This window comes from Bradyrhizobium tropiciagri, assembly GCF_001189845.1.
Lineage (GTDB): Bacteria > Pseudomonadota > Alphaproteobacteria > Rhizobiales > Xanthobacteraceae > Bradyrhizobium > Bradyrhizobium tropiciagri.
This window is the reverse complement of sequence record NZ_LFLZ01000049.1, coordinates 1-24,119: the sequence shown is the minus strand read 5'-3', so window position 1 is coordinate 24,119 and position 24,119 is coordinate 1. Positions and strand designations below refer to the sequence as shown.

General features: G+C 64.8%; 22 protein-coding genes and 1 pseudogene. 6 read left to right on the top strand and 17 right to left on the bottom strand.

The window, feature by feature from the left end; genetic code table 11:
* Positions 1-17 precede the first annotated feature (17 nt).
* The 12 genes and pseudogenes from phoU to AKN84_RS30410 form a co-directional block, all read right to left on the bottom strand.
* Positions 18-734, bottom strand: coding sequence for a phosphate signaling complex protein PhoU (gene phoU, locus AKN84_RS30465; RefSeq protein WP_050424201.1), 717 nt, complete (start codon positions 732-734; stop codon positions 18-20).
* A 107-nt stretch (positions 735-841) separates the two neighbouring features.
* A complete protein-coding gene (pstB, locus tag AKN84_RS30460) occupies positions 842-1,660 on the bottom strand; it encodes a phosphate ABC transporter ATP-binding protein PstB (RefSeq protein WP_016844065.1) in 819 nt (272 codons plus the stop codon).
* Entirely contained in the window at positions 1,657-2,502 is an 846-nt protein-coding gene (gene pstA, locus AKN84_RS30455) for a phosphate ABC transporter permease PstA (RefSeq protein ID WP_050424200.1), read from the bottom strand. The genes pstB and pstA overlap by 4 nt, the downstream gene beginning before the upstream one ends.
* 4 nt (positions 2,503-2,506) lie before the next feature.
* Positions 2,507-3,495: pseudogene (gene pstC / locus AKN84_RS30450) on the bottom strand (phosphate ABC transporter permease subunit PstC).
* Between the two features lie 222 nt (positions 3,496-3,717).
* Entirely contained in the window at positions 3,718-4,728 is a 1,011-nt protein-coding gene (pstS, locus tag AKN84_RS30445) for a phosphate ABC transporter substrate-binding protein PstS (RefSeq protein WP_050424199.1), read from the bottom strand.
* A gap of 136 nt (positions 4,729-4,864) precedes the next feature.
* Positions 4,865-6,178, bottom strand: coding sequence for an ATP-binding protein (locus AKN84_RS30440; protein WP_050424198.1), 1,314 nt, complete (start codon positions 6,176-6,178; stop codon positions 4,865-4,867).
* Positions 6,179-6,262: 84 nt separating this feature from the next.
* Positions 6,263-7,318, bottom strand: coding sequence for a putative bifunctional lysylphosphatidylglycerol flippase/synthetase (locus AKN84_RS30435; protein ID WP_050424197.1), 1,056 nt, complete (start codon positions 7,316-7,318; stop codon positions 6,263-6,265).
* A 352-nt stretch (positions 7,319-7,670) separates the two neighbouring features.
* Positions 7,671-7,898 (bottom strand): SelT/SelW/SelH family protein, encoded by a 228-nt coding sequence (locus tag AKN84_RS30430; RefSeq protein WP_050424229.1) that lies wholly within the window; start codon positions 7,896-7,898, stop codon positions 7,671-7,673.
* Positions 7,899-7,917: 19 nt separating this feature from the next.
* Positions 7,918-8,826, bottom strand: a complete 909-nt coding sequence (locus tag AKN84_RS30425) for a haloalkane dehalogenase (protein WP_050424196.1) — start codon at positions 8,824-8,826, stop codon at positions 7,918-7,920.
* A complete protein-coding gene (locus tag AKN84_RS30420; RefSeq protein ID WP_050424228.1) occupies positions 8,823-9,413 on the bottom strand; it encodes a TetR/AcrR family transcriptional regulator in 591 nt (196 codons plus the stop codon). Before AKN84_RS30420 ends, AKN84_RS30425 begins: the two co-directional genes overlap by 4 nt.
* A gap of 109 nt (positions 9,414-9,522) precedes the next feature.
* A complete protein-coding gene (locus tag AKN84_RS30415) occupies positions 9,523-9,819 on the bottom strand; it encodes a hypothetical protein (protein ID WP_050424195.1) in 297 nt (98 codons plus the stop codon).
* A gap of 2 nt (positions 9,820-9,821) precedes the next feature.
* Positions 9,822-11,216, bottom strand: coding sequence for an OmpA family protein (locus tag AKN84_RS30410; RefSeq protein ID WP_050424194.1), 1,395 nt, complete (start codon positions 11,214-11,216; stop codon positions 9,822-9,824).
* A gap of 167 nt (positions 11,217-11,383) precedes the next feature.
* Between AKN84_RS30410 and AKN84_RS30405 the strand changes: the two genes are divergently transcribed.
* The 4 genes from AKN84_RS30405 (at position 11,384) to AKN84_RS30385 (ending at position 14,231) form a co-directional block, all read left to right on the top strand.
* The gene (locus AKN84_RS30405; RefSeq protein ID WP_050424193.1) at positions 11,384-12,442 is read left to right on the top strand and encodes a polysaccharide deacetylase family protein; all 1,059 of its coding nucleotides are present in this window, start codon (positions 11,384-11,386) and stop codon (positions 12,440-12,442) included.
* A gap of 160 nt (positions 12,443-12,602) precedes the next feature.
* A complete protein-coding gene (locus AKN84_RS30400; protein WP_050424227.1) occupies positions 12,603-13,403 on the top strand; it encodes an SDR family NAD(P)-dependent oxidoreductase in 801 nt (266 codons plus the stop codon).
* Between the two features lie 226 nt (positions 13,404-13,629).
* Positions 13,630-13,938 (top strand): type II toxin-antitoxin system RelB/DinJ family antitoxin, encoded by a 309-nt coding sequence (locus tag AKN84_RS30390; RefSeq protein WP_050424191.1) that lies wholly within the window; start codon positions 13,630-13,632, stop codon positions 13,936-13,938.
* Positions 13,935-14,231, top strand: coding sequence for a type II toxin-antitoxin system RelE/ParE family toxin (locus tag AKN84_RS30385; RefSeq protein ID WP_050424190.1), 297 nt, complete (start codon positions 13,935-13,937; stop codon positions 14,229-14,231). The genes AKN84_RS30390 and AKN84_RS30385 overlap by 4 nt, the downstream gene beginning before the upstream one ends.
* A 198-nt stretch (positions 14,232-14,429) precedes the next feature.
* Here AKN84_RS30385 and boxB read toward each other — a convergent pair whose 3' ends face one another.
* The 4 genes from boxB to AKN84_RS30365 form a co-directional block, all read right to left on the bottom strand.
* A complete protein-coding gene (gene boxB, locus AKN84_RS30380) occupies positions 14,430-15,881 on the bottom strand; it encodes a benzoyl-CoA 2,3-epoxidase subunit BoxB (protein WP_050424189.1) in 1,452 nt (483 codons plus the stop codon).
* 163 nt (positions 15,882-16,044) lie between these two features.
* Positions 16,045-17,733: a 2,3-epoxybenzoyl-CoA dihydrolase gene (gene boxC / locus AKN84_RS30375; protein ID WP_050424188.1), complete on the bottom strand. Its 1,689-nt coding sequence runs from the start codon at positions 17,731-17,733 to the stop codon at positions 16,045-16,047.
* 297 nt (positions 17,734-18,030) lie between these two features.
* Positions 18,031-18,840, bottom strand: a complete 810-nt coding sequence (locus AKN84_RS30370) for an alpha/beta fold hydrolase (RefSeq protein WP_050424187.1) — start codon at positions 18,838-18,840, stop codon at positions 18,031-18,033.
* A gap of 167 nt (positions 18,841-19,007) precedes the next feature.
* Positions 19,008-20,540, bottom strand: a complete 1,533-nt coding sequence (locus AKN84_RS30365) for a benzoate-CoA ligase family protein (protein WP_050424186.1) — start codon at positions 20,538-20,540, stop codon at positions 19,008-19,010.
* A gap of 174 nt (positions 20,541-20,714) precedes the next feature.
* Here AKN84_RS30365 and AKN84_RS30360 point away from each other — a divergent pair, with 174 nt between their 5' ends.
* On the top strand, positions 20,715-21,626 hold the full coding sequence (locus AKN84_RS30360) for a helix-turn-helix transcriptional regulator (protein ID WP_283805549.1): 912 nt from the start codon (positions 20,715-20,717) through the stop codon (positions 21,624-21,626).
* Positions 21,627-21,754: 128 nt separating this feature from the next.
* Here the strand turns inward: AKN84_RS30360 and AKN84_RS30355 are convergent, their stop codons facing one another.
* The gene (locus tag AKN84_RS30355; protein WP_050424184.1) at positions 21,755-22,540 is read right to left on the bottom strand and encodes an IclR family transcriptional regulator domain-containing protein; all 786 of its coding nucleotides are present in this window, start codon (positions 22,538-22,540) and stop codon (positions 21,755-21,757) included.
* 109 nt (positions 22,541-22,649) lie between these two features.
* Between AKN84_RS30355 and AKN84_RS30350 the strand changes: the two genes are divergently transcribed.
* On the top strand, positions 22,650-24,008 hold the full coding sequence (locus AKN84_RS30350) for an aromatic ring-hydroxylating dioxygenase subunit alpha (RefSeq protein WP_050424183.1): 1,359 nt from the start codon (positions 22,650-22,652) through the stop codon (positions 24,006-24,008).
* Positions 24,009-24,119: the final 111 nt, after the last annotated feature.

Here is a 24,119-nt window from a genome sequence, read left to right as displayed (position 1 = left end):
CGCTTGCGGATCATGTTCTAGGTACCCGGCACCGTGGTGGCAAAAGTCGTCATGTCGCCCTTCGGGCGCTTGTCGGTGATCTGCTGGCCCTCGATCATGTAGAACACCGTCTCGGCGATGTTGGTCGCGTGATCGCCGATGCGCTCGATGTTCTTGGCGCAGAACATCAGATGGATGCAGAACGAGATGTTGCGCGGGTCCTCCATCATGTAGGTGAGCAGCTCGCGGAACAGCGAGGTGCAGATCGCGTCGACCTCCTCGTCGCCCTTCCAGACGTTCATCGCCGCCGGCAGATCGTGCGCGGCATAGGCGTCGAGCACCGACTTGACTTGCGACAGCACGAGGTCGGTCATGTGCTCCAGGCCGCGGATCAGCTTCAGCGGTTGGAAATCGCTTTCCAGCGCTGCGACGCGCTTGCCCATGTTCTTGGCAAGGTCGCCGATCCGCTCGAGGTCGGTGGCAACGCGCATCGCGCTGACGATCTCGCGCAGGTCGATCGCCATCGGCTGGCGGCGCGCGATCGTCAGCACCGCGCGCTCTTCGATGACGCGCTGCAGATTGTCGATATCGATGTCGGCGGCGACCACGCGCTTGCCGAGCGCGACGTCGCGACGGATCAGCGCATCGACCGATTCGGTAATCATCCGCTCGACGAGGCCGCCCATCTCGGCGACCAGGCGGGTCAACTCCTGCAGGTCGCTGTCGAATGCCTTGGCGGTATGTTCAGAAGCCATCGCTTGTCTCCCCTCAATCATGATCCCGGGGATCATGATTTCGTGTCCTGAATTTTAGCATGATCCGATCGGAAAACCGGTCTCCACTTTTCCGGATCATGCGCCGGTCAGCCGAACCGGCCGGTGATGTAGTCCTGGGTGCGTCGATCGCTCGGCGAGGTGAAGATCTTGTTGGTGTCGTCGAACTCGATCAGCTCGCCGAGATACATGAAGGCGGTCTTGTCCGAGACGCGCGCTGCCTGCTGCATGTTGTGGGTCACGATCGCGATCGTGTAGTCCTCGGAGAGCTCCTGGATCAGCTCCTCGACCTTGGCGGTCGAGATCGGATCGAGCGCCGAGCACGGTTCGTCGAACAGGATCACCTCGGGGCGCACCGCGACGGTCCGCGCGATGCACAGCCGCTGCTGCTGGCCGCCGGAGAGCGACAGGCCGGAGGCGTTCAGCTTGTCCTTGACTTCGTTCCACAGCGCGCCGCCGCGCAGCGCCTTCTCGACCCGGTCGTCCATCTCGGACTTAGAGATCTTCTCGTAGAGGCGGATGCCGAAGGCGATGTTCTCGTAGATCGTCATCGGGAACGGCGTCGGCTTCTGGAACACCATGCCGACCCGCGCACGCAGCAGATTGAGGTCGAGCTTGGGATCGAGAATGTTGGTCTGGTCCAGCATCAGCTGGCCGACCGCGCGCTGGCCCGGATAGAGGTCGTACATCCGGTTGAAAATGCGCAGCAGGGTCGACTTGCCGCAGCCCGACGGGCCGATGAACGCCGTGACGCGGTTGGTGCCCAGCGTCAGGTTGATGTTCTTCAGCGCGTGGTGTTCGCCATAATAGAAGTTGAGGTTGCGTACCGTGACTTTCGGCGGCGCTTCCGGAAGCGGAACCTGGGGAACGTGGCCCGCGGCAGTCGTGGAGACGGAAAGCTCGGTCATTTTGCGGTCCTTTCGGCACCAAGGATACGCGCGCCGATATTCAACGCGAGCACGGTGAATGTGATGAGCAGTGCGCCGCTCCACGCCAGCTCTTTCCAGTAAGCGTAGGGGCTCTGCACGAAATTGTTGATGGTCACCGGCAGGTTGGCCATCGTCTTGGTCAGATCCCAGCTGAAGAACTGGTTTGACAGCGCGGTGAACAGCAGCGGCGCGGTTTCGCCGGCGACGCGCGCGGTCGCCAGCAGCACGCCGGTGATCAAGCCGCTGCGTGCAGCCCGATAGGCGATCCGCTTGATCACCAGCGAACGCGGCAGGCCGAGCGCGGAGGCGGCCTCGCGCAGCGGATTGGGCACCAGCAGCAGCATGTCCTCGGTGGTGCGCAGCACGACCGGGATCACGATCACGGCGAGCGCGAGCGCGCCTGCGATCGCCGAGAAGCCGCGCATCGGCACCACCACCGCGCCATAGATGAACAGGCCGATGATAATCGAGGGTGCGCTGAGCAGGATGTCGTTGATGAAGCGGATCACCGAGGTGAGCTTGTCGTGTTTGCCGTACTCGGCGAGGTAGGTGCCGGCGAACATGCCGAGCGGCGCGCCGATGCCGACGCCGATCACCGTCATGATGACCGAACCGACGATGGCGTTGAGCAGGCCGCCATCGGTGGAGCCCGGCGGCGGCGTATTCTGGGTGAACAGTTGCACGCTGAGGCCGGCAATGCCGTTGTAGAGCAGCGTGATCAGGATCAGCGCCAGCCAGGTGACGCCGAACAGCGCGGCGCCGACACAGAGTGCGCGAATGACGATGTCGCTGCGGCGGCGGGATTTGTAGATCGGGTTCATGGCGTCACTTCCCCGCCTTCTGTTCAAGCCGCATCAGCATCAGCCGGGCGCCGGCGAGCACGAAGAAGGTCAGCACGAACAGCAGGAGGCCGAGCAGGATCAGGCCGGACTGGTGCAGGCCGTCGCTCTCGGCGAATTCGCTGGCGATCGCCGCCGAGATCGTGGTGCCGGGCGCGAAGATCGACGACGAGATGCGGAACGAGTTGCCGATGATGAAGGTCACCGCCATGGTCTCGCCGAGGGCGCGGCCGAGCGCCAGCATGATGCCGCCGATCACGCCGACGCGGGTGAGGGGATCACCACGCTGCGGACGACTTCCCAGGTGGTGCAGCCCATGCCGTAGGCGGCCTCCTTCAGCACGGGTGGCACGGTCTTGAACACGTCGACCGAGATCGCGGTGATGAAGGGCAGCACCATGATGGCGAGGATCAGCGCGGCGTTGAACAGGCTGAGATAGGACGGCGGGCCAGCGAACACCGCGCCCAGCACCGGAATGCCTTCAAAGATCCTGATCATGAAAGGCTGGAACGTGTTGGCCAGGAACGGCCCGAGCACGAAGAAGCCCCACATGCCGTAAATGATCGAGGGGATGCCGGCGAGCAGCTCGATGGCGATGCCGATCGGGCGGCGCAGCCATTGCGGGCACAGCTCGGTGAGGAATACGGCGATGCCGATGCCGACCGGAATGGCGATCAGCATGGCGATGACGGAGGTGATCAGCGTGCCGTAGATCGGGCCGAGCGCGCCGAGCACCGGCGGATCGGCCGAAGGCGCCCAGCGCTGCGTCCAGAGGAAGGCGAAGCCATATTCCTTCATCGCCGGCCAGGCGCCGACGATCAGCGACAGGATGATGCCGCCGAGGATCAGCAGAACCGAGATCGCCGAGATGCGGGTGATCCAGTAGAAGGTGAGATCACCCAGCTTGAAGGCGCTGAGGGCCTTGGCGCGATCGTAAGGTCCCGCGGCTTCCATCACATCGCTCTGAACAGCCATGTCTGCCACGCCAATCCCCTCGTTTTTATTTGAAACCTGCACAAACCGCCACGCCCCCGAAGCGATCTTCACTGACGCATGAAGCCGGGCGTCGTTCCGGTTGCGCCGGGGGCGCGAACCCGGGCCCCATCCGCGCGTCTTCGGCGGTGACGGAACCCGGGTCTTGGTCGCTCAACCTGCGCCGCCGATGAGGCGGCACAGGCCTAGTTCGAAGCGTCTGACTTAGCTCTTGATGTCCGACGACCAGGTCTTCTCGATCAGCTTGACGACCGAGTCGGGCATCGGGATGTAGTCGAGCTCTTCGGCCGCCTTGTCGCCCTTCTCGAAGGCGTACTTGAAGAACTTGAGCGCTTCCTGCGAGGCCGCCTTGTCGGTCGCGTCCTTGTGCATCAGGATGAAGGTCGCAGCGGTGATCGGCCAGGAGGCTTCACCCGGCTGGTCGGTCAGGATCACGTAGTAGCCGGGGGCCTTGGCCCAGTCGGCGTTCGACGCGGCGGCCTGGAAGGCGGCAACGGTCGGCTGCACGGTCTTGCCGGCCTTGTTGACCAATGCGGTGTAGGTCAGCTTGTTCTGCTTGGCATAAGCGTATTCGACATAGCCGATCGCGTTCTTGGTCTGGCTGATGTTGCCGGCAACGCCTTCGTTGCCCTTGGCGCCGACGCCGACCGGCCATTCGACCGCGGTGCCCGAACCGACCTTGGACTTCCAGTCGGCGTTCGACTTGGAGAGGTAGTCGGTGAAATTGAAGGTGGTGCCCGAGCCATCCGAACGGCGCACGACGGTGATGGCGTCGGCCGGCAGGGTCAGCTTCGGATTGAGCTTGGCGATCGCCGCGTCATTCCACTTGGTGATCTTGCCGAGATAGATGTCGCCGAGCACTTCGCCCGACAGCACGAGATCGCCCGGCTTGATGCCCTCGACGTTCACGACCGGAACGATCGCGCCCATCACCATCGGCCACTGGACGAGGCCGTCCTTCTCGAGCTGCTCGGCCTTGAGCGGCGCGTCGGTGGCGCCGAAGGTCACGGTCTTGGCCTGGATCTGCTTGATGCCGGCGCCGGAGCCGATCGACTGATAGTTCAGACCGTTGCCGGTCTCCTTCTTGTAGGCGTCAGCCCACTTCGAATAGATCGGGAACGGAAACGTTGCGCCCGCGCCGGTAATATCGGCAGCGAAGGCCGACGTCGAAGCGGCGATCATGCCGGCAGCGACGATTGCTTTAATGAAATTCATGGGGTGGTCTCCATCTCGTGAGCGAAGCGCCGAATGCGCCCGATCGCGCTCACGCCGGTCCATCTAGGAGCGGTCGGTGCTGCTTTTACGAAGGTTGGATGACAGTTGGATGACAGAGCTAAGCGGCTGAAAATGCTTAGCTTTGAGTCGAAAGCGAGGGCTTCGGCCGGGGAAAACAGGCGGTAAAAGTCGCGCCATTCCTCGGCACGCTCTCGATCAAGAGACGCCCGCGGTGACGGTTAAGAATATGTTTCACCAGCGATAATCCGAGGCCCGTTCCGCCCTGGTTGCGGCTGTCGCCGACATCCACCCGGTAGAACCGCTCGGTCAGCCGCGGCAGGTGCTCCGGGGCGATGCCGGGGCCGAAATCCCGTACCATGACACGGATTTCGGGGCTCCCCTCGCCCGATGCGCCCGGAACGGTCTGATTGAGCGACACTATGACGCGGCCGCCCGAGGCGCCGTATTTGAGGGCGTTCTCGATCAGGTTCTCGAACAGGCGGAGCAGTTCCTCGCGGTCGCCGGCGATCGTGACCGGGGCCTGCGGCAGGTCGACGTCGATCTCGACCTGGCGCTCGCTGGCCAGCGCCTCGAGCCCGTCCGCCACCTGGCGAATGATCGGCACGATGTCGATCGAGGCCTCGGGCCGCACATGGGCCGACAGCTCGACCCGCGACAGCGACAGCAGGTCGTCGATCAGCCGCGCCATGCGGGTGGCCTGGGTGTGCATGATGCCGAGGAAGCGCTCGCGCGCCCGCGCGTCCTCGCGCGCCGGCCCCTGCAGCGTGTCGATGAAGCCGGACAGCGCGGCCAGCGGCGTGCGCAGCTCATGGCTGGCGTTGGCGACGAAATCGGCGCGCATCTCCTCGACCCGGCGCAGCGGCGTCAGGTCGTGGAAGGTCATCAGCATGCACTTCTCGGTGCCGCCGAACTGGGTCGGCACCGGCACCGGCGTGATCACCAATTCCATCCAGCGATCGACCGGCACGTGGTCGGTGTAGGTGGCGCGGCGCGGCTCGGTGGTCGCAATCGCCTCGCGCAGCGCGGTGATGATTTCAGGCGAACGCAGGGCAAATTGCGCCAATTCGTTCTTGCGCAGCGCCGGCGCGAGCTGGGCCGCGGCGGCATTGAGATGGATGACGCGCCCGGCGCGATCGAGCAGCACGGCGGGATCCGGCATGCCGGCGACGACGGCGCTGACGGCCGCGGCCTCGACCGGATTGACGCCGCGGACATCCTCGCGCGAGGTCCCGGCATCATGCAGCCGCCATGGCACCAGCGCCGCGGCCGCGATGCAGACGAACACCGCGCAGGCGCGCACCAGCGACAATTCGCCGAGCGCGACCACCACGCTGAGCGCCAGCGCTGCGGCAAGCAGGATCAGCGCGGAATGGCGCAGGCGGTCGGGCCAGGGCGAGAAAATGGACTGCGGGGTATCGTCAATTGCCATCGCGGCGGCTTTCTTCCCGTCGGTTCGTGTCTCGCCCAGGCACGGTCATATCGACCATCCCTCGGGAGGCATCGGGCCGCGTCATCAGACCCCGGAATCACCGCGCTTGCGGACCAGAACCGCCTCATGGTGCGGCTCGGCGCGGGGACCCGAATCAGTCTGCGGCAGCCGTTTGAGTCGGGCGCCGACGATAACCTCCCGAAACGTCAGCAAGATTACAGATATGACGAATGGCGCAATATAGTAGAGCAGGCGGAACAGCAGCATGCCGCCGAGCAGGTCCTCGCGGTCCATCTGCCAGAGGCCGACCAGCATGGCGGCATCGAACACCCCGAGCCCCCCGGGGGAATGGCTGGCGAAGCCGAGCAGGGTCGCCGACACGAAGATGACCGCGACCACGACGAAGCCGAGATTGGGCTCGTCCGGCACCAGCACGTACATCGCCAGCGCGCAGAAGCCGAGGTCGACGATGCCGATCGCGATCTGCAGCAGCGTCAGCGGGCCGCCCGGCAGGGTCACCGTCCACGGCCCGCGGCCGACCACCCGCGGCTGGGTCCAGACCCAGACCACATAGGCGACCAGCGCGATGATGATGCCGAACGCCAGCGTGCGGTTGAGCCACGGCGGCAGCTGGTCGATGTTGGCGGCGGCTTCCGGGTGATAGGCGATGCCGAGCCCGAGCACCGCGGCATTGCCGAGCCAGAAGGTCAGGCCGGCGAGAAAGCAAATCTTGGCGACGTCGATCGCGTTCAATCCCCAGGCCGAATAGATCCGGTAGCGCACCGCGCCGCCGGTGAAGACGCTGGCGCCGACATTGTGGCCGATCGAATAGGAGGTGAATGCCGCGAGCGCATTGATGCGATAGGGCACGTGGGCATGGCCGATCGCGCGCACCGCGAACAGATCGTAGAAGGTCAGCGTGAAATAGCCGGCTGCGACGAATAGTCCCGCCAGCATGATCTGCCGCGGCTCGGTGCTCTTGATGGCCTCGAGCACCTCGTTGGTGTCGATGCCGCGCAGCATGTGGTAGAGGACGTAGCAGGCGATGCCGATGACGGCGATGCTGATGACAACACCCAGCCGATGCAGGAGTTGCTTCTGGCGTAGAAACGCCATCGCCCTGCGTATTGCTTCCAGCATCTAGACCTCGAATTGCGATCCCGCGACGACGGCTTCCAGGCGATCTCCGCCGGCGCTTCGCTGTGCCCTGCCCCGTGTAGCGCGTTTTAAGCCGCAGTGGAATTCGTCAAACGACAATAAAACGCGCATCTTCAAGATATTAGGGATGATTCATGACAGCGGGTGCACAAATATGCGCGTTTCTGGCCGTCTTCGACAAGGCTTGATATACGCGTGCGGCAGTTAGCCCGCCGAATGGTGCGCAAGACCATCCGGGAAACTACGGGAAGCTGATGCGCCGCGCGGCATCCAGTCAACAAAAATCGCCGCCGCAATGATCATTGCGACGGCAACGAGGCCAGTCCGCGGTTGGTTACGTCCGCGCGCTAGCCACCGCGGTGACGATGTCAGCGGCATCGGGGAAATGTCCCTTCACGCGCCTGGCGATCACTTTGCCGTCAAGCCTGACCTCGAAGACGCCGCCCTTGCCCGGCACCAGCTCCGCATCGAGGCCAAGGCGTTCGCGCAGCAGCGTGGCCGCCGCCCTGGCGCGTGTCTCGTAGCCGCAGGGACGGCAATAGGTGATCGAGAGGTCGGTCACGGCGTGTTCTCCCATCCGCTCATGCTGCAAGGTGTTGCGCGCTCGCAGCCTCGATGCCGGCGATCCAGCCGGCGACCGAGCGGCCGATCGCCTCCGGATGGTCTTCCTGCAGGTAATGCGCGCCCGCGCCGAGCTGGATGACCGCGCAATGCTTCAGCCGCGCCGCGAATTCCGCGGCGAAGGCCGGCGACACCAATGCTCCGGGCGACCCGGCAAACAGCAGCTTCGGATAGGTCGATGCCGCGAGCGCCGCGTGCGCTGCCGTGAGCGCCTGATCGACGTCGGCAGGCTCGCCTGCGATCGGCAGCTCACGCGGCAGCATCAAGGTCGGCTTGCGGCTCTCGCGCGTTACAAACGGCGCGCGGTAGGCTTCCATCTCCTCCTCGCTGAGCGTGCGCAGGATCGAGCCGGGCAGCACGCGTTCGACGAACGCGTTGTTGTCGAGGATCATCGCCTCGCCGACGCCCGCCGTGCGGAATTTCCGGAACGTCTCCCGCGCCGCCTCGTGCTGGTGGAAGTCGGACCAATCCCGCATCGGGCGGATGAACTCCATGAAGGCGAGCCCGCGCACGAGTTGCGGACGGCGCGCCGCAAGGTGGAATGCGAGCGCCGTGCCCCAATCCTGGGCGACGAGATACGCCGAGGTGATGCCGAGCTCGTCGATCAGCGCGTCGAGATAGTCCGCCTGGTCGAAGAAGCGGTAGGCGATGTCGGGCTTGCCGGACTGGCCGTAGCCGATCAGGTCGGGCGCGATGCAGTGCCCGACCGGCGCCACCAGCGGCATGATGTTGCGCCAGATGTAGGACGACGTCGGATTGCCGTGCAGGAACAGCACGTGCGGCGCGTCGCTGCGCCCAAGCTCGCGATAGGCCATCGTAGACCCGAGCACGGCGCGATGATGCAGGCTGATGTCGGCGGATGTCGTCATGGCAACTCCCTGAACACGGTTTGGAATGCGATCGTCTTGAAACGCTCGAGCGCAGCCGCGCTGCGTTCGACCTTCATGCGCAACATGGCGCCCTGCCAGGATGCGAGCAGGAAGTCGGCAAGCTCATCGGGATCGAAGTCGGACGCGATCTCGCGCTTGGCCTGGGCCTCGGCGATGCAGGCGGCGAACGGCGCGCGCCATTCCCGGAAGATCTCGTCGAGCTGCTCGCGCAGCATCTCGCTGGTGCCCGACGCTTCGAGGCTGAAATCGCCGATCAGGCAGCCGCGCGTGAAGCCGTCATGGGCGAGCTTGCCGGTGATCAGATCGAGATAGCGGCGGAGCCGTTCGCGCGGCGGCAGCGCGGTGTCGCCCAGCGCCTCCGCGACGAGGCCGCGCACATAGGTGAAGTAGCGGTCCAGCACCTCGGAGGCGAACAGCTCCTTGGAGCGGAAATGGTTGGTGAACGAGCCCTGCGGCGCGCCGGCAGCCGTGGTGACGTCGCGCACGCTGGTGCCGTGATAGCCGGTCCGGAACATTTCCTTCAGGCCGGCGTCGAGGATGGCATCGCGGAGAGAGGGTTTTGGCATGGACATGATTTAATACGCACGTACGTATTATTGTCAAGCCCTATAATGCATGCGGCGCGCACCGCGCGTGGCGGCGTCGCTCACCTCCTATGGATCAAGGGTTTAGGGATCAGCTCGCGGGCTTGCTGCGCGAGACCACCCAGTCGCGCAACCAGGAGCCGATCGCGCAGCCCACCAGATAGAGCGCGAACATCATCAGGAAGAGATCGAGCCAATAGCCGAAGCGGCCGGGCACGACCCGCGCGAATGATGCCGCCACCAGCGCGGCGGCGAGCAGCGCGAGCCAGATCATCCAGGCCCGTGAGACGGCCTGCGCCCGGTGCACCACCGCGATCCAGCCCATGCCGAAGCCGAGCAGCGCGGCGCCGAGCAGCCAACCCCAGACGAATGTCGCGAGCACGGTCATCGCTACTTCACCACGAATTCGATGCGGCGGTTCTGCGCCTTGCCATCTTCGTTCTCGTTGCCGGCGAGCGGCTGCGTGCTGCCATAGCCGATCGGCGTGAAACGGTTGGCAGGCAGTCCGGCGCGCACCAGGTAATCCACCACGGCCTGCGCGCGGCGCTCCGACAGCGCCTGGTTGGCCGCCTCCTCGCCATCGCTGTCGGTGTGGCCGGCGACCTCGATCGTCGCATTGGGACAGCGCATCGCGGTCTCGATCAGGCGGTCGAGCAGGCCGGCGGAGTCAGGAACGATATCGGCCTTGCCCGACTCGAAGCGGATCTTGCCCTTCGAGAGGATCTCGGAAAACAGCTGCTGGCACACCGTGGGATCGACCGGCGCCGCCGCAGGCTTCACCGTGACCTCAGCCTTGTACTGCCAGCCCTGCGGAAAGTCCTTGCCGAGCCCGTCGCGGATCTGGCCGGCCGCGGCATCGTAGAGCGCATCGCCCGACAGCTTCACCTCGCGATCCGACACCACGAGCGTGCCGGTCGACAGCCGCGACAGCGCACCGAGCGCGGGCACCACCGCCGCCGCAAACCCAGAGGGCGCGCCGATACTGGCCTTGAGATTGTCGACCACCTTCTCGCTGAAGAACTTGCGGCCGGCGGCGGCGACCAGCGCGGCATGCACGTTGTTGTCGGGCACGTAGCCGGTCAGCGTCAGCGTCACCGCGACCGGGTCCTTGTAGGCCTGAAACACGTAAGGCGGCGCCTTGATGTCGTTGGCGGCGATCGAATAGCCCTCCGGCAGGTTCTTCAGCGCCGCCGCGACCGCTTCGCGCCCGCCGAGCTCGCGCGCCATGCCGTCGAGCGCAACCTTGTTGTCGGTCAGCGTGATCTTGCCTTCCTTCAGCTTGCCGATCTGGTCGAGCAGCAACAGCGCCGCCGGATCGAATCGCTGTGGCGCGCCGCGGGCGAGCGCCATCTGATCGACCACCTCGACACCGCCGAGGCTGGCCTTCGCGGCCTCGGTCAGCTTGCTCTTGCTCGACGGCAGCGGCGCGTTGCCGCCAAGCGTGACGCGCACCACGTCGCGCTCCGCCGACCACACATAGGGCTTGGCCTCGGGAACAAGGCGGGTCTCGTCGTTGACCAGCCGCACACCCGGCACCGCTTCGACCGACGCCACCGCGCTGAGGCGGCCGTCCTCGGAGAAGGCATTGGCGGAAAACGTCACGTCGCGGCCGTCGACGCTGATGCGGCGCTTGTCGAGCACGGTGTCCTTCAGTGCGGCATTGGAGCGCGCAGCGAGGTCCGCCTCGACCGTCGCCGTTGAGGTCCAGGCCGCGATACCCCACAGGACGACCAGTGGAATCACCCCCGGCCACCACTTGCTACTCCACTTGAAAAGTCCGTGCATTCAGCGTCCTGCGGGTCGGGAACCAGAGAGAAAACAAACCCTTGGCTGACTGTCAAACCCCAAATCGACTGCCATGGCGAGGCGCCATGTCGGACCGGGATAACAGTTTCTTCAGTGGTCTTTCGCTAAGTTTGCGGCGGAATGCAAATCGGCCGGCCCGTGCCCTCATGAAACAACTCCGCAACACCGTGATCCGTGCCGGGATGGAGGCGTTGTATTTTTCGGGTGCGCACATCCTGCTGCGGCCGATTTTCGCCGGCGTCGGCGCCATCTTCATGCTGCATCACGTCCGCCCGCGGCGCGCCGACGCGTTCCAGCCCAACCATCATCTCGAGGTCACGCCGGACTTTCTGCGCGCGATGCTGACGCATCTGCGCGCGCTCGACGTCGAAATCATCAGCATGGACGAGGCGCATCGCCGCCTCACCGAACGGAATTTCGCGCGGCGCTTCGCCTGCTTCACCTGCGACGACGGCTATCGCGACAACCGCGATTTCGCGCTGCCGGTCATGCGCGAGTTCAACGCGCCGTTCACCGTCTTTGTCCCGAGCGACTTCGCCGAGGGCTGCGGCAAATTGTGGTGGATCGCGCTGGAGCGGGTGATCGCGGCCGCGACCGCGATCGAGGTGCCGATCGACGGCACCATGACGCGGATCGATACCGCGACGCCGCAGGCCAAGCGCACGGCGTTCGGCCGCATGCACGACTGGCTGCGTTCGCTGCCGCGCGAGCAGGAGATGCAGGCCGCAATCTCCGAGCTGTGCATCCGCCACGGCGTCGACGAGGCCAGCATCGCGCGCGAGCTCTGCATGTCCTGGGACGAATTGCGCGGCTTTGCCGACGATCCGCTGGTCACGATCGGCGCCCACACCATCACCCATTGCAATCTCGCCAAGCAGAGCGAGACCATCGCGTCGTTCGAGCTCGCCACCAGCCGGGCGCGGATCGAGGACGCGCTGCAGCGGCAAGTCGCGCATCTCGCCTATCCCTATGGCGACCGGATCGCCGCCGGGCAGCGCGAATTCGCCCTCGCGAGGTCAATCGGCTTCCGGACCGCGGTGACGACACGGCCGGGCATGCTGTTTCCCGAAAGCGCCGATCACCTGACCGCGTTGCAACGGGTCTCGCTGAACGGCAATTACCAGGACGCGCGGCTCTTGCCGGTGCTGACCTCCGGCGCTGCCACCGCGGTGTGGAACGGCTTTCGCCGGATTGATGCGGCGTGAGCCTGCATACGTAGCCCGGATGGAGCGAAGCGCAATCCGGGACGGCCGCCACCACGAATAGAGCTGCCCCGGATTTCGCTTCGCTGCATCCAGACCCTCTCCTTCCTTGACTCGATCCGCGGCCGCGATCAGAACCACTGACAACGCAATGGAGGAGCGCATGTTCAAGGATCTGTTTTCACTGAAGGGCCGCGTCGCATTGGTGACCGGGGGATCGCGCGGCATCGGCAAGATGATCGCGGCGGGATTCCTGGCGCAGGGTGCCGCCAAGGTCTACATCACCGCGCGCAAGGCAGGTCCCTGCGAGGCCACCGCCCAGGAACTGTCAGCCGCCTATGATGGCGAATGCATCGCGCTGCCGATCGACATCTCGACCGTCGAGGGCTGCGACAAGCTCGCCGGCGAGATCATCAAGCGCGAGCCGAAGCTCGACATCCTGGTCAACAATGCCGGCGCGGCATGGGGCGCGGATTTCGACGAATTCCCGGAGAGCGGCTGGGACAAGGTGATGAACCTCAACGTCAAGTCGATCTTCTTCCTGACCAAGGCGCTGGCCAAGCCGCTGCGTGCGGCGGCGAGCCATGACAAGCCCGGCAAGGTGATCAACATCGCCTCGATCGACGGCATCTTCGTCAACCCGATGGAGACCTATTCCTATGCCGCCAGCAAGGCCGCGGTGATCCACCTGACGCGCCGGATGGCGACGCGACTGATCAAGGACAACATCAACGTCACCGCGATCGCGCCGGGCGCCTTCAAGTCGGACATGAACCGCGCCGCGCGCGACCACGCCGATGAGGTCGCACAGCGCGTCCCGTCTCGGCGGGTCGGCAGCGACGAGGATATGGCGGGCACCGCGATCTATCTCGCCTCGCGCGCCGGCGATTATGTGGTGGGCAACACCATCGCGGTCGACGGCGGCGTGGTCTACGCGACCGCGGGGCTGGAGATCGCGGGGTAGCAACCGCGGCTCTCACAACCATCAGGCATTCCCGCGCCGATCAGCGGGACGGTGATAAAGGGCGCCTCGCTGGCAGCGTGGCGCCCTTCTTTGATCATGCAGGCAATGGACGCGCCGAGAGGCGGAGCCGAATTAGCCGCCGTGCTCAGCTCCGGCCACAGGTTGTGGCACCTCTGGCATTTGTCATTCAAATGCATTACATTGATAGCAAACAAGGAGGGGCGCTATGGCGTCGAATGCCCTTATCCAAACCCGCATTGATGCGGACGTAAAGGAAAAGGCCACTGCGGTTCTAGAGAACATGGGCCTCACGGTATCCGACGCCGTGCGGATCCTGCTGACGCGCACGGCCAATGAAGGCATGCTTCCCCTGGAGCTCGTAAGCAGCAGCCAAGCCTACGACGGCTGGTTTCGCGAGAAGGTGCGCCAGGCCCTGGCGGATACCCGGCCCAGCCTCGATGATTCCGAAGTCGAAGCGCATTTCAAGCAACGCCGTGCCGCCGCGCTTCGAAAAGCGGCGGAGCGCAAGCGGTGAAACTCGTCTGGTCGCGCTTCGCGTTGTCCGATCGCGACGACATTTTCAGTTACATCGAAGCCGAGAACCCACTTGCTGCGGTTCATGTTGACGAGCGGATTGCCGATGCCGCGCGGCGCCTGCTCGACTTTCCTGACAGTGGTCGGCCCGGACGCGTCGCAGGCACGCGCGAGCTGGTCATCCCGCGCACACCTTATGTCGCGGCGTACCTTGTCGACGGTGAGACTGTTCGCATTTTGCGCGTGCTTCACGGCGCGCAGATGTGGCCCGACGAACTTGCAAATGACGATTGAGGCCGGCTTCATGCCGGCATCTGGCCAAAAAAGAAAAGGGGCGAGCCAGGACCTTCTCGGCTCACCCCTTTCCGGCCCCTCCGGCAGGAGAGGAACGATCAGGTCATGATACGATTTCGCATCATGACCTGATTTATTCTTTGAGCATGATCTCTTCGGAAAACCGCTTCACACTTTTCCGGATCATGCTCGAGCGGATCAGCTCTCGATCCTCACATATTCGAAGTCGCCCGGCTTGTTGTCGATGCCGACCTTCGGCGCCGAGATCCAGGAGGCGAACTCGCCGGGCTCGGTCACCGGCTTCATCAGCGAGGCGATGAAGTCGCCGTCGGCGGTCGACGGCAGCCAGTCGTTCTTGCGGCTCGCCCAGGTGGCGTCGTCGATCAGCAGGCCATCGGGCGTCGCATGGACGTCCTTGAACTCGCCGATCTGGCGGTGGAAGGCGGTGTTCGGCACCGTCAGCTTGTAATCGATGCCCGCGGTCGAGATCACCTTGTTCCAGCGCAGCATGCCCTTGACGCAATCCTGCGTGTAGTCGTCGCGCAGCCGCATGTTGAGCGCGGTCAGCGCCGGCTCGTCGACCATCTTGATCTGGCCGTCCACCATCTTCATGACCGGATAGGTCGAGCTCTTCAGCTGATGGTCGTCCTCGATCGTGGTTTCCTTGTAACGGCCCTTGATGCCGGCATTGAAGGCGTTCGCGGCGTTGGTCGAGACTTCGGAGCCGAACAAATCGAGCGACAGCGAATAGTGCAGGTTCAGCTTCTTCTGGATGGTCGGCAGGTCGATGACGCCGAGCGCGCGGATCCTGGCGATGTCGTTCGGATCGGTGATGCCGGCTTCCTTCATCGCATCGCAGGTGCGCTGCACGACGCGGGTGATGCCGGTCTCGCCGACGAACATGTGGTGGGCTTCCTCGGTCAGCATGAAGCGGCAGGTGCGCGACAGCGGATCGAAGCCCGACTGCGCCAGCGAGTGGAGCTGCATCTTGCCGTCGCGGTCGGTGAAGTAGGTGAACATGAAGAACGACAGCCAGTCCGGCGTCGCCTCGTTGAAGGCCCCGAGCATGCGCGGCGAATCCGCGTCGCCCGAGCGGCGGCGCAACAAATCATCCGCCTCCTCGCGGCCGTCGCGGCCGAAATATTTCTGCAGCAGGTAGACCATCGCCCAGAGATGGCGGCCTTCCTCGACATTGACCTGGAACAAATTGCGCATGTCGTAGAGCGACGGCGCGGTCTTGCCGAGATGGCGCTGCTGCTCGACGGAGGCCGGCTCGGTGTCGCCCTGGATCACGATCAGGCGGCGCAGCATCGCGCGATGCTCACCGGGGACTTCCTGCCAGGCCGGCTTGCCAAAGTCTTCGCCGAACGGAATGACACGGTTCTCTTCCTGCGGGGCAAGCAAGATGCCCCAGCGATATTCGGGCATCCGCACGTAGTCGAACTTGGCCCAGCCGCGCGGATCGACCGAATAGGCGGTGCGCAGATAGACCAGCGACTCCTGGAAGCCGTCCGGCCCCATGTCCTTCCACCAGTCCATGTAGCCGGGATGCCATCCCTCCAGCGCCTTCAGCACCTGGCGGTCCTCGGCGAGATTCACATTGTTCGGAATCTTGGTCGAGTAATCGACGTTCATGATGTTCATGTTCATGGCGTGCTCCTTGATATCGTTTCGGTGCGTATCGCGTCTTGCTCAACCGTCATCCTGAGGAGTGCGTAGCGCGTCTCGAAGGATGCTTGTCTGGCATTCTTGCCTCCAATCATCCTTCGAGCTCGCAAGCGCTCGCACCTCAGGATGACGGCGGTGTTCGCCTCTACACTCGCGTCATGTCGAATTGCGCCTTCTGGCCGGTGCCATAGCGGCGCAGCGCGCCGTCCTCACCGACCGCGTTCGGCCGCTGGAAGATCCAGTTCTGCCACGCGGTGAGGCGCGAGAAGATCTTCGATTCCATGGTCTCCGGACCGACGAAGCGCAGATTGGCTTCCATGCCGGTGAGGCCGTCGGGCGAGAACGAGGTGCGCTCCTCGAAGAACACGCGGACCTCGTCGTCCCAGTCGATGTCGTCGAGCGCGAAGGTGACGAGACCGAGCTCCTCCGCCTCCTCGGCGTCGAGCGCCTTGCCGATCGCACCCTGCGCCCGCTCCAGATCCGACGGATCGGCCTGGAAGCGCGATTGCAGCCGGGTCAGGCCGTGGCTCATCGGATAGGGCCCGAAATTCATCGCGGTCAGCTCGATCGCCGGCGGCGGGCGGTTGTCGCCCTGCTTCTGGCCGATCAGCATGTAGGAGCGGTCGGCGGCGAACACGAGCTCGGCCAAGGTGCCAACGAAGCAGGAGCCGGGCTCGACCAGCGTCACCAGCGTGCGCGAGGTCACGTCGATGCGCTTGAGCACGCGCTTCCAGTAATGCCTGATTTCGTTGACCAGCCAGTGCGCCTTGTTGGCCTCGAGGAACGCGTCATAGGACACGACATTGGCGCGCTCGCCGTGGCTCTTGAACACCAGCATCGCGATCTCGAGCTCGTTGATGCGCAGATGCAGGATCGCATCGTCGAGCTCGCGGGCGACCTGCAGCGGCCAGAACGAGGCGCCCTGCCCGATCATGCCGTCGATGTCGGCGGGTGCAGCGGCTTCCGGCGCCTTGATCGAGATGGTGGCGATGCGCGCAGCGCGATCGATATCGACGCTGACGAAGCCGTAGCGGATCGCGCTGTCGTCGATCGTTCGCGTCAGCGGCGTCAGCGTCAGACCCTTGCCCGCGCCATTGCGCTTCGACTTCGCGGCGAATTCCTTGACGCGCTCGGCAAGCTTGCCCTCGAGCTTGGAGTTCGGCGCGATCTCGTCGACCAGCCGCCATTGCACCGCGCGCTTGCCCTTGATGCCTTCCTCGATGGTGCAGAAGAAATCGGCGTGGTCGCGGCGCACCTTGCGCTTGTCGACGACGCGGGTGAGGCCGCCGGTGCCCGGCAGCACCGCGAGCAGCGGCACTTCCGGCAGCGCGACCGCGGCGGCGCCGTCATCCGCCATCATGATGTGGTCGGTCGCGAGCGCGAGCTCATAGCCGCCGCCGGCCGCGGTGCCGTTGACGACGGTGATGAAGCTCTGGCCGGAATTCTCGCTGGAATCTTCCAGGCCGTTGCGGGTCTCGTTGGTGAACTTGCAGAAGTTGACCTTGTGGGCGTGGGTCGAACCCGCCAGCATGCGGATGTTGGCGCCGGCGCAGAACACGCGGTTCTTGCCCGAGCGCATCACCACCACCTTCACCTCGGGATGCTCGAAGCGCAGCCGCTGCACGGCGTCCGCCAGCTCGATGTCGACGCCGAGGTCGTAGGAATTGAGCTTGAGCTGATAGCCCTCGAACAGGCCGGCGTTCTCGTCGACGTCCATGGTCAGCGTTGCGACGTCGCCGGCGACGTCGAGCTTCCAGTGCCGGTAGCGCGACGGCTCGGTCTGGAAATCGATGTACTTCGCCCCGTTTGCAAGGACGCGATCGTCACCAGCCATGGGCTACCCTTACCTGTTGTTCGTTTGAAGGTTCGTCTTTGTCTTCATGCACAATAGTGCATGTTTTCGATCTAGTCCAGTTCAAAACGCAGAAACATGCACTTTGTTTCATGTCTGGGAAAATCGCTCGCTCGGCCAATGGCCTGGCACCAGCGATGCCTCAAGGCAGGTGCACACTGCTCCATCCCCGTCATTGCGAGGAGCGACAGCGACGAAGCAATCCATGCCTCCGCGCGTGTTGCGCGATGGATTGCTTCGCTTCGCTCGCAATAACGAGTTGCGATCATTCGCCACCTCTCAGGCCGCCAATGCCGGGTCGTCGCGTAAAGCTGCCTTGGCGAATTCGGTGACCGCGTCCAGCGTCACCGCTGATGCCTCGCGGTGCGGCGAGTGGCCGGCGCCGGCGATGGCGGCGACATCGACCGGGCAGTGGCACTCCTCCTGGGCGATCTCGACCTGGCGCATCGTGCCGTATTGATCGTCCGCCCCCTGCACGATCAGCACGGGCACGCGGATGTAGGCGAGATAATCGGAGATATCCCAGTCGCGGAATGCCGGATCGAGCCAGGCGCCGTTCCAGCCATGGAAGGCGTTGTCGACATCCTTGTGCCAGCGCGCGAGCTTCTCTCTCAGATTGGTGGTCTCGTATGCCGTCTTGATCTCGGCGATCGATCGCACCGAGATGTCCTCGACGATGAAGTGCGGCGCGAGCAACGCAAGGCCGTGCAGGCGATGATCCTGATGCGCGCCGGCATATATCGCCGCGATGGAGGCGCCGTCGGAATGGCCGAGCAGCAGGCCGCGGCGGAAGCCGATCCGATCGAGCAGCTGCGGCAGCACGTCGAGCGCCTCGCGGTGCATGTAGTCGACCGGACGCGGCAGTTTTGCCGGCGACGAGGCGCCATAACCGGCGCGCGAATAGGCGAACACGCCGGCGCCGGTCACAGCCTGCAGCTTGTCGGGGAAGTCACCCCACAGCCCGACACAGCCGAGGCCTTCATGCAGCATCACGATGGTCGGGGCGGACTCGGGTGACGGGCCGATCATGCGGTATTCGAGCTCGGCGCCGTCGATGCTGAGGAAGCCGGTGGGATTTAGGTCTTGCATGATGGCGCCTCCTCATCGTCGTCCCGGCCTAGTGCGCAATTGCGCACGGGAGCCGGGACCCATACGCCGCGGCCGTTATTTTGAGAGATGCTGTTCGACGGCTTTCGCGCGACAACTAAAGCCTGTGGTTATGGGTCCCGGCTTTCGCCGGGACGACTCGTGGAGAGCTAGTGCTCGTGTTCGCGCAACTTGAACCGCTGGATCTTGCCGGTCGCCGTCTTCGGCAGATTGTCGACCACATCGATCCAGCGCGGATATTTCCACGGGCCGATCTTCTGCTTGACGTGCTCCTTCAGCGCCTCGTGCAAGCCTTCGGCCGAGCTCTCGGGCCGCAGCACCACATAGGCCTTCGGCTTCAACAGCCCTTCCGGATCGGCTTCCGGCACGACGGCCGCTTCCAGCACCGCGGGATGGGTGATCAGCGCGCTCTCCACCTCGAACGGCGAGACCCAGATGCCGGAGACCTTGAACATGTCGTCGGCGCGGCCGCAGAAGGTGTAACGGCCATCGGCATCGCGCGTGTACTTGTCACCGGTGCGGGTCCAGGCGCCCTCGAAGGTGGCGCGGCTCTTGGCGCGTTGATTCCAGTAGCTCTCGCCGGCCGAGGGCGCATCGACCAGCAGCTCGCCGACCTCTCCATCAGCGACGTCGGCACCAGCCTCGTTGACCAGCCGCACCTTGTAGCCGGGCACCGGACGGCCGGACGAGCCGTATTTGATGTCGCCAGGCGCATTCGACAGGAAGATGTGCAGCAGCTCGGTCGAGCCGACGCCATCGAGAATGTCGACGCCGAACCGCGCGCGCCAGGCATTGCCGACCGATTCCGGCAGCGCTTCGCCGGCCGAGGTGCAGACCCGCAGGCGATTGCCGCCGGACTGCGCCTTGGTCGCCTCGTCGTTCAGCATCGCCGCGAACAGGGTCGGCACGCCGAAGAAGATGCTGGGGTGATATTTGTTCATCAGCGCGAACATCACCGCCGGCGTCGGCCGCTCCGAATTCAGCACCGTGGAGGCACCGACCGACATCGGGAACGTCAGCGCATTGCCGAGCCCATAGGCGAAGAACAGTTTTGCCGCCGACAGGCCGACATCGTTCTCGCGGATGCCTAGCACCTGTTTCGCATAGGTCTCCGCGGTCGCGGCGAGATTGGAATGCAGATGGCGCACGCCCTTCGGCATGCCGGTCGAGCCCGACGAATAGAGCCAGAACGCCGGCTCGTCGGCATGGGTCGGCGCGGTCGCGAACACGTCGCTCTCGCGCGCGATCTCGTCCGATAGTTTCTTGTCGCCATGCGCGTCCTTGCCGGAGACCACGACGTGTTCGAGATCGGGCATGCGCGTGATGACGTCCTTCACGACCGGCAGCAACGCCTCGGAGATGAACAGCACGCGCGCGCGGCAATCACCGAGGATGTAGGCGTATTGCTCCGCGGTCAGCAGCGTGTTGAGCGGCACCGGCACCACGCCGGCACGGATCGCGCCGAGGAACACGATCGGGAAATCGACCGTGTCCAGCATGATCATGGCGACCCGCTCCTCGCGGCGGACGCCGAGCCGGCGCAGCATGTTGCCGACCCGCCGGGTCTGTTGCTGCAACTGGCCGTAGGTGATCTGCGACACCGTGTCGTCGAACACGACCTTGTCGCCGCGGCCCTCATCGACGTTGCGGTCGAGCAGCCAGGAGACTGCGTTATAAGTCATGCCCCGCTCCCCGGACCTTGCTTGGGACCCAGACGCGCCACGCTTCCCTCTCCTGTGAATTTAAGAATTATAATTCATACAAAGCCACCAGCTTGGCTTGCTGTCAATCCTTATCGGCACTATGTTTCCTAAACCATTGGGCCTGATTCAGTCAGGACCGCGCGTCGCACAGGGATCATGACCGCAGCCAACGATCCGGAAACCGACTTCCTCGAACAGCTCGGCCAGCGTGTGCGCACGATGCGCGCCCTGCGCGGCATGTCGCGCAAGGTGCTCGCAAAGGTCTCCGGCATTTCCGAACGCTACATCGCCCAGCTCGAAAGCGGCAAAGGCAATGTCTCGATCGTGCTGCTGCGCCGTGTCGCAGGCGCGATGGGCGCGCATCTCGAGGACCTGATCCCCTCCAGCGAGCCGGTGCCGGACTGGGCCGTGATCCGCGATCTCTTGCGCAAGGCCTCGCCGGGCCAGATTGCGCAGGCCAAGGACATGCTGGCCGGCAGCAGCCCGCTGGCGCCGCGCCGCGCCTCGTTCTCCGGCATCGCGCTGATCGGCCTGCGCGGAGCCGGCAAGACTACGCTCGGGCGGATGCTGGCGAAGAAGATCGGCTGGACCTTCGTCGAACTCAACAAGGAGATCGAGGCGCAGAACGGCCTGTCGGTTGCCGAGATCATCGCGCTCTACGGCCAGGAAGGCTTTCGCCGCATGGAGCAGGCTGCACTGACGCAGCTCTTGGCGCGCAAGGAATTGATGGTGATGGCGACCGGCGGCGGCATCGTCTCCGAGGCGCTGACCTTCGACCTGATCCTGTCGTCGTTCTACACGATCTGGCTGAAGGCCGAGCCGGAAGAGCACATGGCCCGCGTCCGCCGCCAGGGCGATCTGCGCCCGATGGCCGACGACCGCTCGGCGATGGCGGAGTTGCGCAACATCCTGGTCAGCCGCGAGCCGCTCTACGCCCGCGCCTCGGCGGTGGTCGACACCGCCGGGCTCTCGGTCGATGCCGCCGCGGCGCGGCTGATCGATTCCGTGCGGCCGGTGCTGCAGAACGAAGCGCGATCGTTCGGGCTGCGCAGCGTGGCGCTTTAGCTTTCAATCCTAACCCCGTCATTGCGAGCGAAGCGAAGCAATCCATCCTTCCGCGTGTGCGGATGCATGGATTGCTTCGTCGCTGTCGCTCCTCGCAATGACGAAATCCGTGACGGCATTGGGGGCCTTCACAGCAGCCGGCTCTTCACATCCTCGGCCCCCTCCCGCAGCAGCGGCAGGAAGCGATCGATCAATTCCTTGGCCGGCACGCGGTCGACATGCGCGCCCATGTTGATGGCGGCGACGATGGTGCCGTCGTAGCGGCGCACCGGCACCGAGATCGAACGGAAATGCGGTTCGGCCTCGCGGTCGACCAGCGAATAGCCCTGCGCGCGATCGGCGATAATCGTCGCGAGCAGCTTCTTAGGATCAGTGACGGTCTGCGGCGTCACGGCTTCACGGCGCATCGCCTTCAGCCGCACCGCAAGCTCAGGATCATCGAGCCGGCCGAGCATCGCGCGGCCAACCGAAGTGCAGAACGCCGGCAGCCGGTAGCCGATATCGAGACCGGCGGAGAACACCCGGGTCGGGCTCGAGCGCGCCACGAACACGACGTCGTCGCCGTCGAGCAGCGCAAGCGAGGCGATCTCCTGGGCTGCAGTGGCGATGCGGTCGAGCACCGGCTGCAGCACCGTCACCACCTGGTTGGATTGCAGGAACGAGCCGGCGAGCGTCAGCACATGCGGCGTCAGCGTGAACAGCTTGCCGTCGGTCGCGACGAAGCCGCCGTGCGCGAGCGTGAACAGGATGCGGCGCGCGGTGGCGCGCGGCAGATCGGCGGCGCGCGCCAGGTCGCTCAGCGTCGCTGGACCAGTGACGGTGCCGAACACCTGCAGCAGGCGCAGGCCGCGATCGAGCGCCTCGACGAAGTCGGTGGCGCGCTCGTCCTGGTCGGTCCGTTTCAGCTTGGGCATGGGTCGGCTTTGAACGGTTCAAAAATTGCGCTTGCTGTCCAAACCAGACATGGCATAATTCGCACATTCGTTCAATAGGCGAACAAATCCAAATCCGGGAGACGCCGCCATGATGAGCCAGGAAGCGAACGATCTGATCACCCGCACCGGCCGCAAGGACCCATGTGGGAAGCTGATGCGGAGCTACTGGCAGCCGGCGGCGCTGGTCGACGAGCTGGAAGGACCGCGCCCGGTGCGGCCGGTTCGCCTGCTCGGAGAGAACCTGGTACTGTTCCGCGGCGAGGACGGCAGCTACGGCCTGATCGACCGGCATTGCGCGCATCGCGGCGCCGACCTCGCGTTTGGGCGCCTGGAGAATGGCGGCTTGCGCTGCGCCTTCCATGGCTGGCTGTTCGACACGTCAGGCCAGTGCATCGAGACGCCGGCGGAGCCGGCCGGCTCGCAACTCTGCAAGGGCATCCAGCAGCGCTCCTATCCCGTGGTCGAGAAGAGCGGCATCCTGTGGGCCTATCTCGGCGAAGGCGCCCCGCCGGCGTTTCCGGAGCTCGACTGCTTCGTCGCGCCCGGCAGCCATACGTTCGCATTCAAGGGCCACATGAACTGCAACTGGCTGCAGGCGCTCGAAGTCGGCATCGATCCGGCGCACGCCTCCTTCCTCCATCGCTTCTTCGAGGACGAGGACACATCAGCTGCCTACGGCAAGCAATTCCGCGGCGCCTCCGCGGGCAGCGACATGCCGATGACGAAAATCCTGCGCGAATATGACCGGCCGATCATCAATGTCGAGCACACCGAATACGGCCTGCGCCTGATCGCGCTGCGCCAGCTCGATGACACCAGCACCCATGTGCGGGTGACAAATCAGCTGTTCCCGCACGGCTTCGTGATTCCGATGTCGACCGAGATGACGATCACGCAGTGGCATGTGCCGGTCGATGACGAGAACTGCTACTGGTACGCGATCTTCACCAGCTACGCGGCGCCGGTCGACAAGCAGAAGATGCGCGACCAGCGGCTCGAGCTCTATACGCTGCCCGACTACAAGTCGCGCAAGAATCGCAGCAACGATTACGGCTTCGATCCGCACGAGCAGGCGACCGAGACCTATACCGGCATGGGCACCGACATCAACGTCCACGACCAGTGGGCGGTGGAATCGATGGGCGCGATCCAGGACCGCACCAACGAGCATCTCGGCCAGAGCGACAAGGCGATCGTGCAGTATCGTCGCCTGCTGCGGCAGGAGATCGAGAAGGTCGGCGGCGGCGAAAAGCCGATGCTGTTCCTCGACGAGGCCTCCGCGCGCAGCATCCAGGGCCCCGCGACGATGGACGGCATCGGGCCGACGATGGGCTGGGAGCTCTATTGGATGGAGGTCGACGTCAAGCGCCGCCGCGGCGCGCCGTGGGCCGCGCCCGTGCCGCGCGAGATCGCGGGGAAGGTGCAGCATCTGACGGCGGCGGAGTGATGGCCGCTTTCGCGCAGCGTCGTATCCTTTACCTCGCCCCGCTTGCGGGGAGAGGTCGGATCGCATCGCAAGATGCGATCCGGGTGAGGGGGTACAGGTCTATCGAGAAAC

Excerpts from the sequence above, each read along its gene's own strand:
- pstB (WP_016844065.1), bottom strand. The coding sequence starts at position 1,660 with ATGACCGAGCTTTCCGTCTCCACGACTGCCGCGGGCCACGTTCCCCAG.
- AKN84_RS30420 (WP_050424228.1), bottom strand. The coding sequence starts at position 9,413 with ATGCCAAAACCCTCTCTCCGCGATGCCATCCTCGACGCCGGCCTGAAG.
- AKN84_RS30415 (WP_050424195.1), bottom strand. The coding sequence starts at position 9,819 with ATGACCGTGCTCGCGACATTCGTCTGGGGTTGGCTGCTCGGCGCCGCG.
- AKN84_RS30435 (WP_050424197.1), bottom strand. The coding sequence starts at position 7,318 with ATGCTGGAAGCAATACGCAGGGCGATGGCGTTTCTACGCCAGAAGCAA.
- boxB (WP_050424189.1), bottom strand. The coding sequence starts at position 15,881 with ATGAACATGAACATCATGAACGTCGATTACTCGACCAAGATTCCGAAC.
- AKN84_RS30370 (WP_050424187.1), bottom strand. The coding sequence starts at position 18,840 with ATGCAAGACCTAAATCCCACCGGCTTCCTCAGCATCGACGGCGCCGAG.
- AKN84_RS30365 (WP_050424186.1), bottom strand. The coding sequence starts at position 20,540 with ATGACTTATAACGCAGTCTCCTGGCTGCTCGACCGCAACGTCGATGAG.
- AKN84_RS30350 (WP_050424183.1), top strand. The coding sequence starts at position 22,650 with ATGATGAGCCAGGAAGCGAACGATCTGATCACCCGCACCGGCCGCAAG.
- pstA (WP_050424200.1), bottom strand. The coding sequence starts at position 2,502 with ATGAACCCGATCTACAAATCCCGCCGCCGCAGCGACATCGTCATTCGC.
- AKN84_RS30425 (WP_050424196.1), bottom strand. The coding sequence starts at position 8,826 with ATGACGACATCCGCCGACATCAGCCTGCATCATCGCGCCGTGCTCGGG.
- phoU (WP_050424201.1), bottom strand. The coding sequence starts at position 734 with ATGGCTTCTGAACATACCGCCAAGGCATTCGACAGCGACCTGCAGGAG.
- AKN84_RS30410 (WP_050424194.1), bottom strand. The coding sequence starts at position 11,216 with ATGCACGGACTTTTCAAGTGGAGTAGCAAGTGGTGGCCGGGGGTGATT.
- AKN84_RS30405 (WP_050424193.1), top strand. The coding sequence starts at position 11,384 with ATGAAACAACTCCGCAACACCGTGATCCGTGCCGGGATGGAGGCGTTG.
- boxC (WP_050424188.1), bottom strand. The coding sequence starts at position 17,733 with ATGGCTGGTGACGATCGCGTCCTTGCAAACGGGGCGAAGTACATCGAT.
- pstS (WP_050424199.1), bottom strand. The coding sequence starts at position 4,728 with ATGAATTTCATTAAAGCAATCGTCGCTGCCGGCATGATCGCCGCTTCG.
- AKN84_RS30440 (WP_050424198.1), bottom strand. The coding sequence starts at position 6,178 with ATGGCAATTGACGATACCCCGCAGTCCATTTTCTCGCCCTGGCCCGAC.
- AKN84_RS30390 (WP_050424191.1), top strand. The coding sequence starts at position 13,630 with ATGGCGTCGAATGCCCTTATCCAAACCCGCATTGATGCGGACGTAAAG.
- AKN84_RS30400 (WP_050424227.1), top strand. The coding sequence starts at position 12,603 with ATGTTCAAGGATCTGTTTTCACTGAAGGGCCGCGTCGCATTGGTGACC.
- AKN84_RS30355 (WP_050424184.1), bottom strand. The coding sequence starts at position 22,540 with ATGCCCAAGCTGAAACGGACCGACCAGGACGAGCGCGCCACCGACTTC.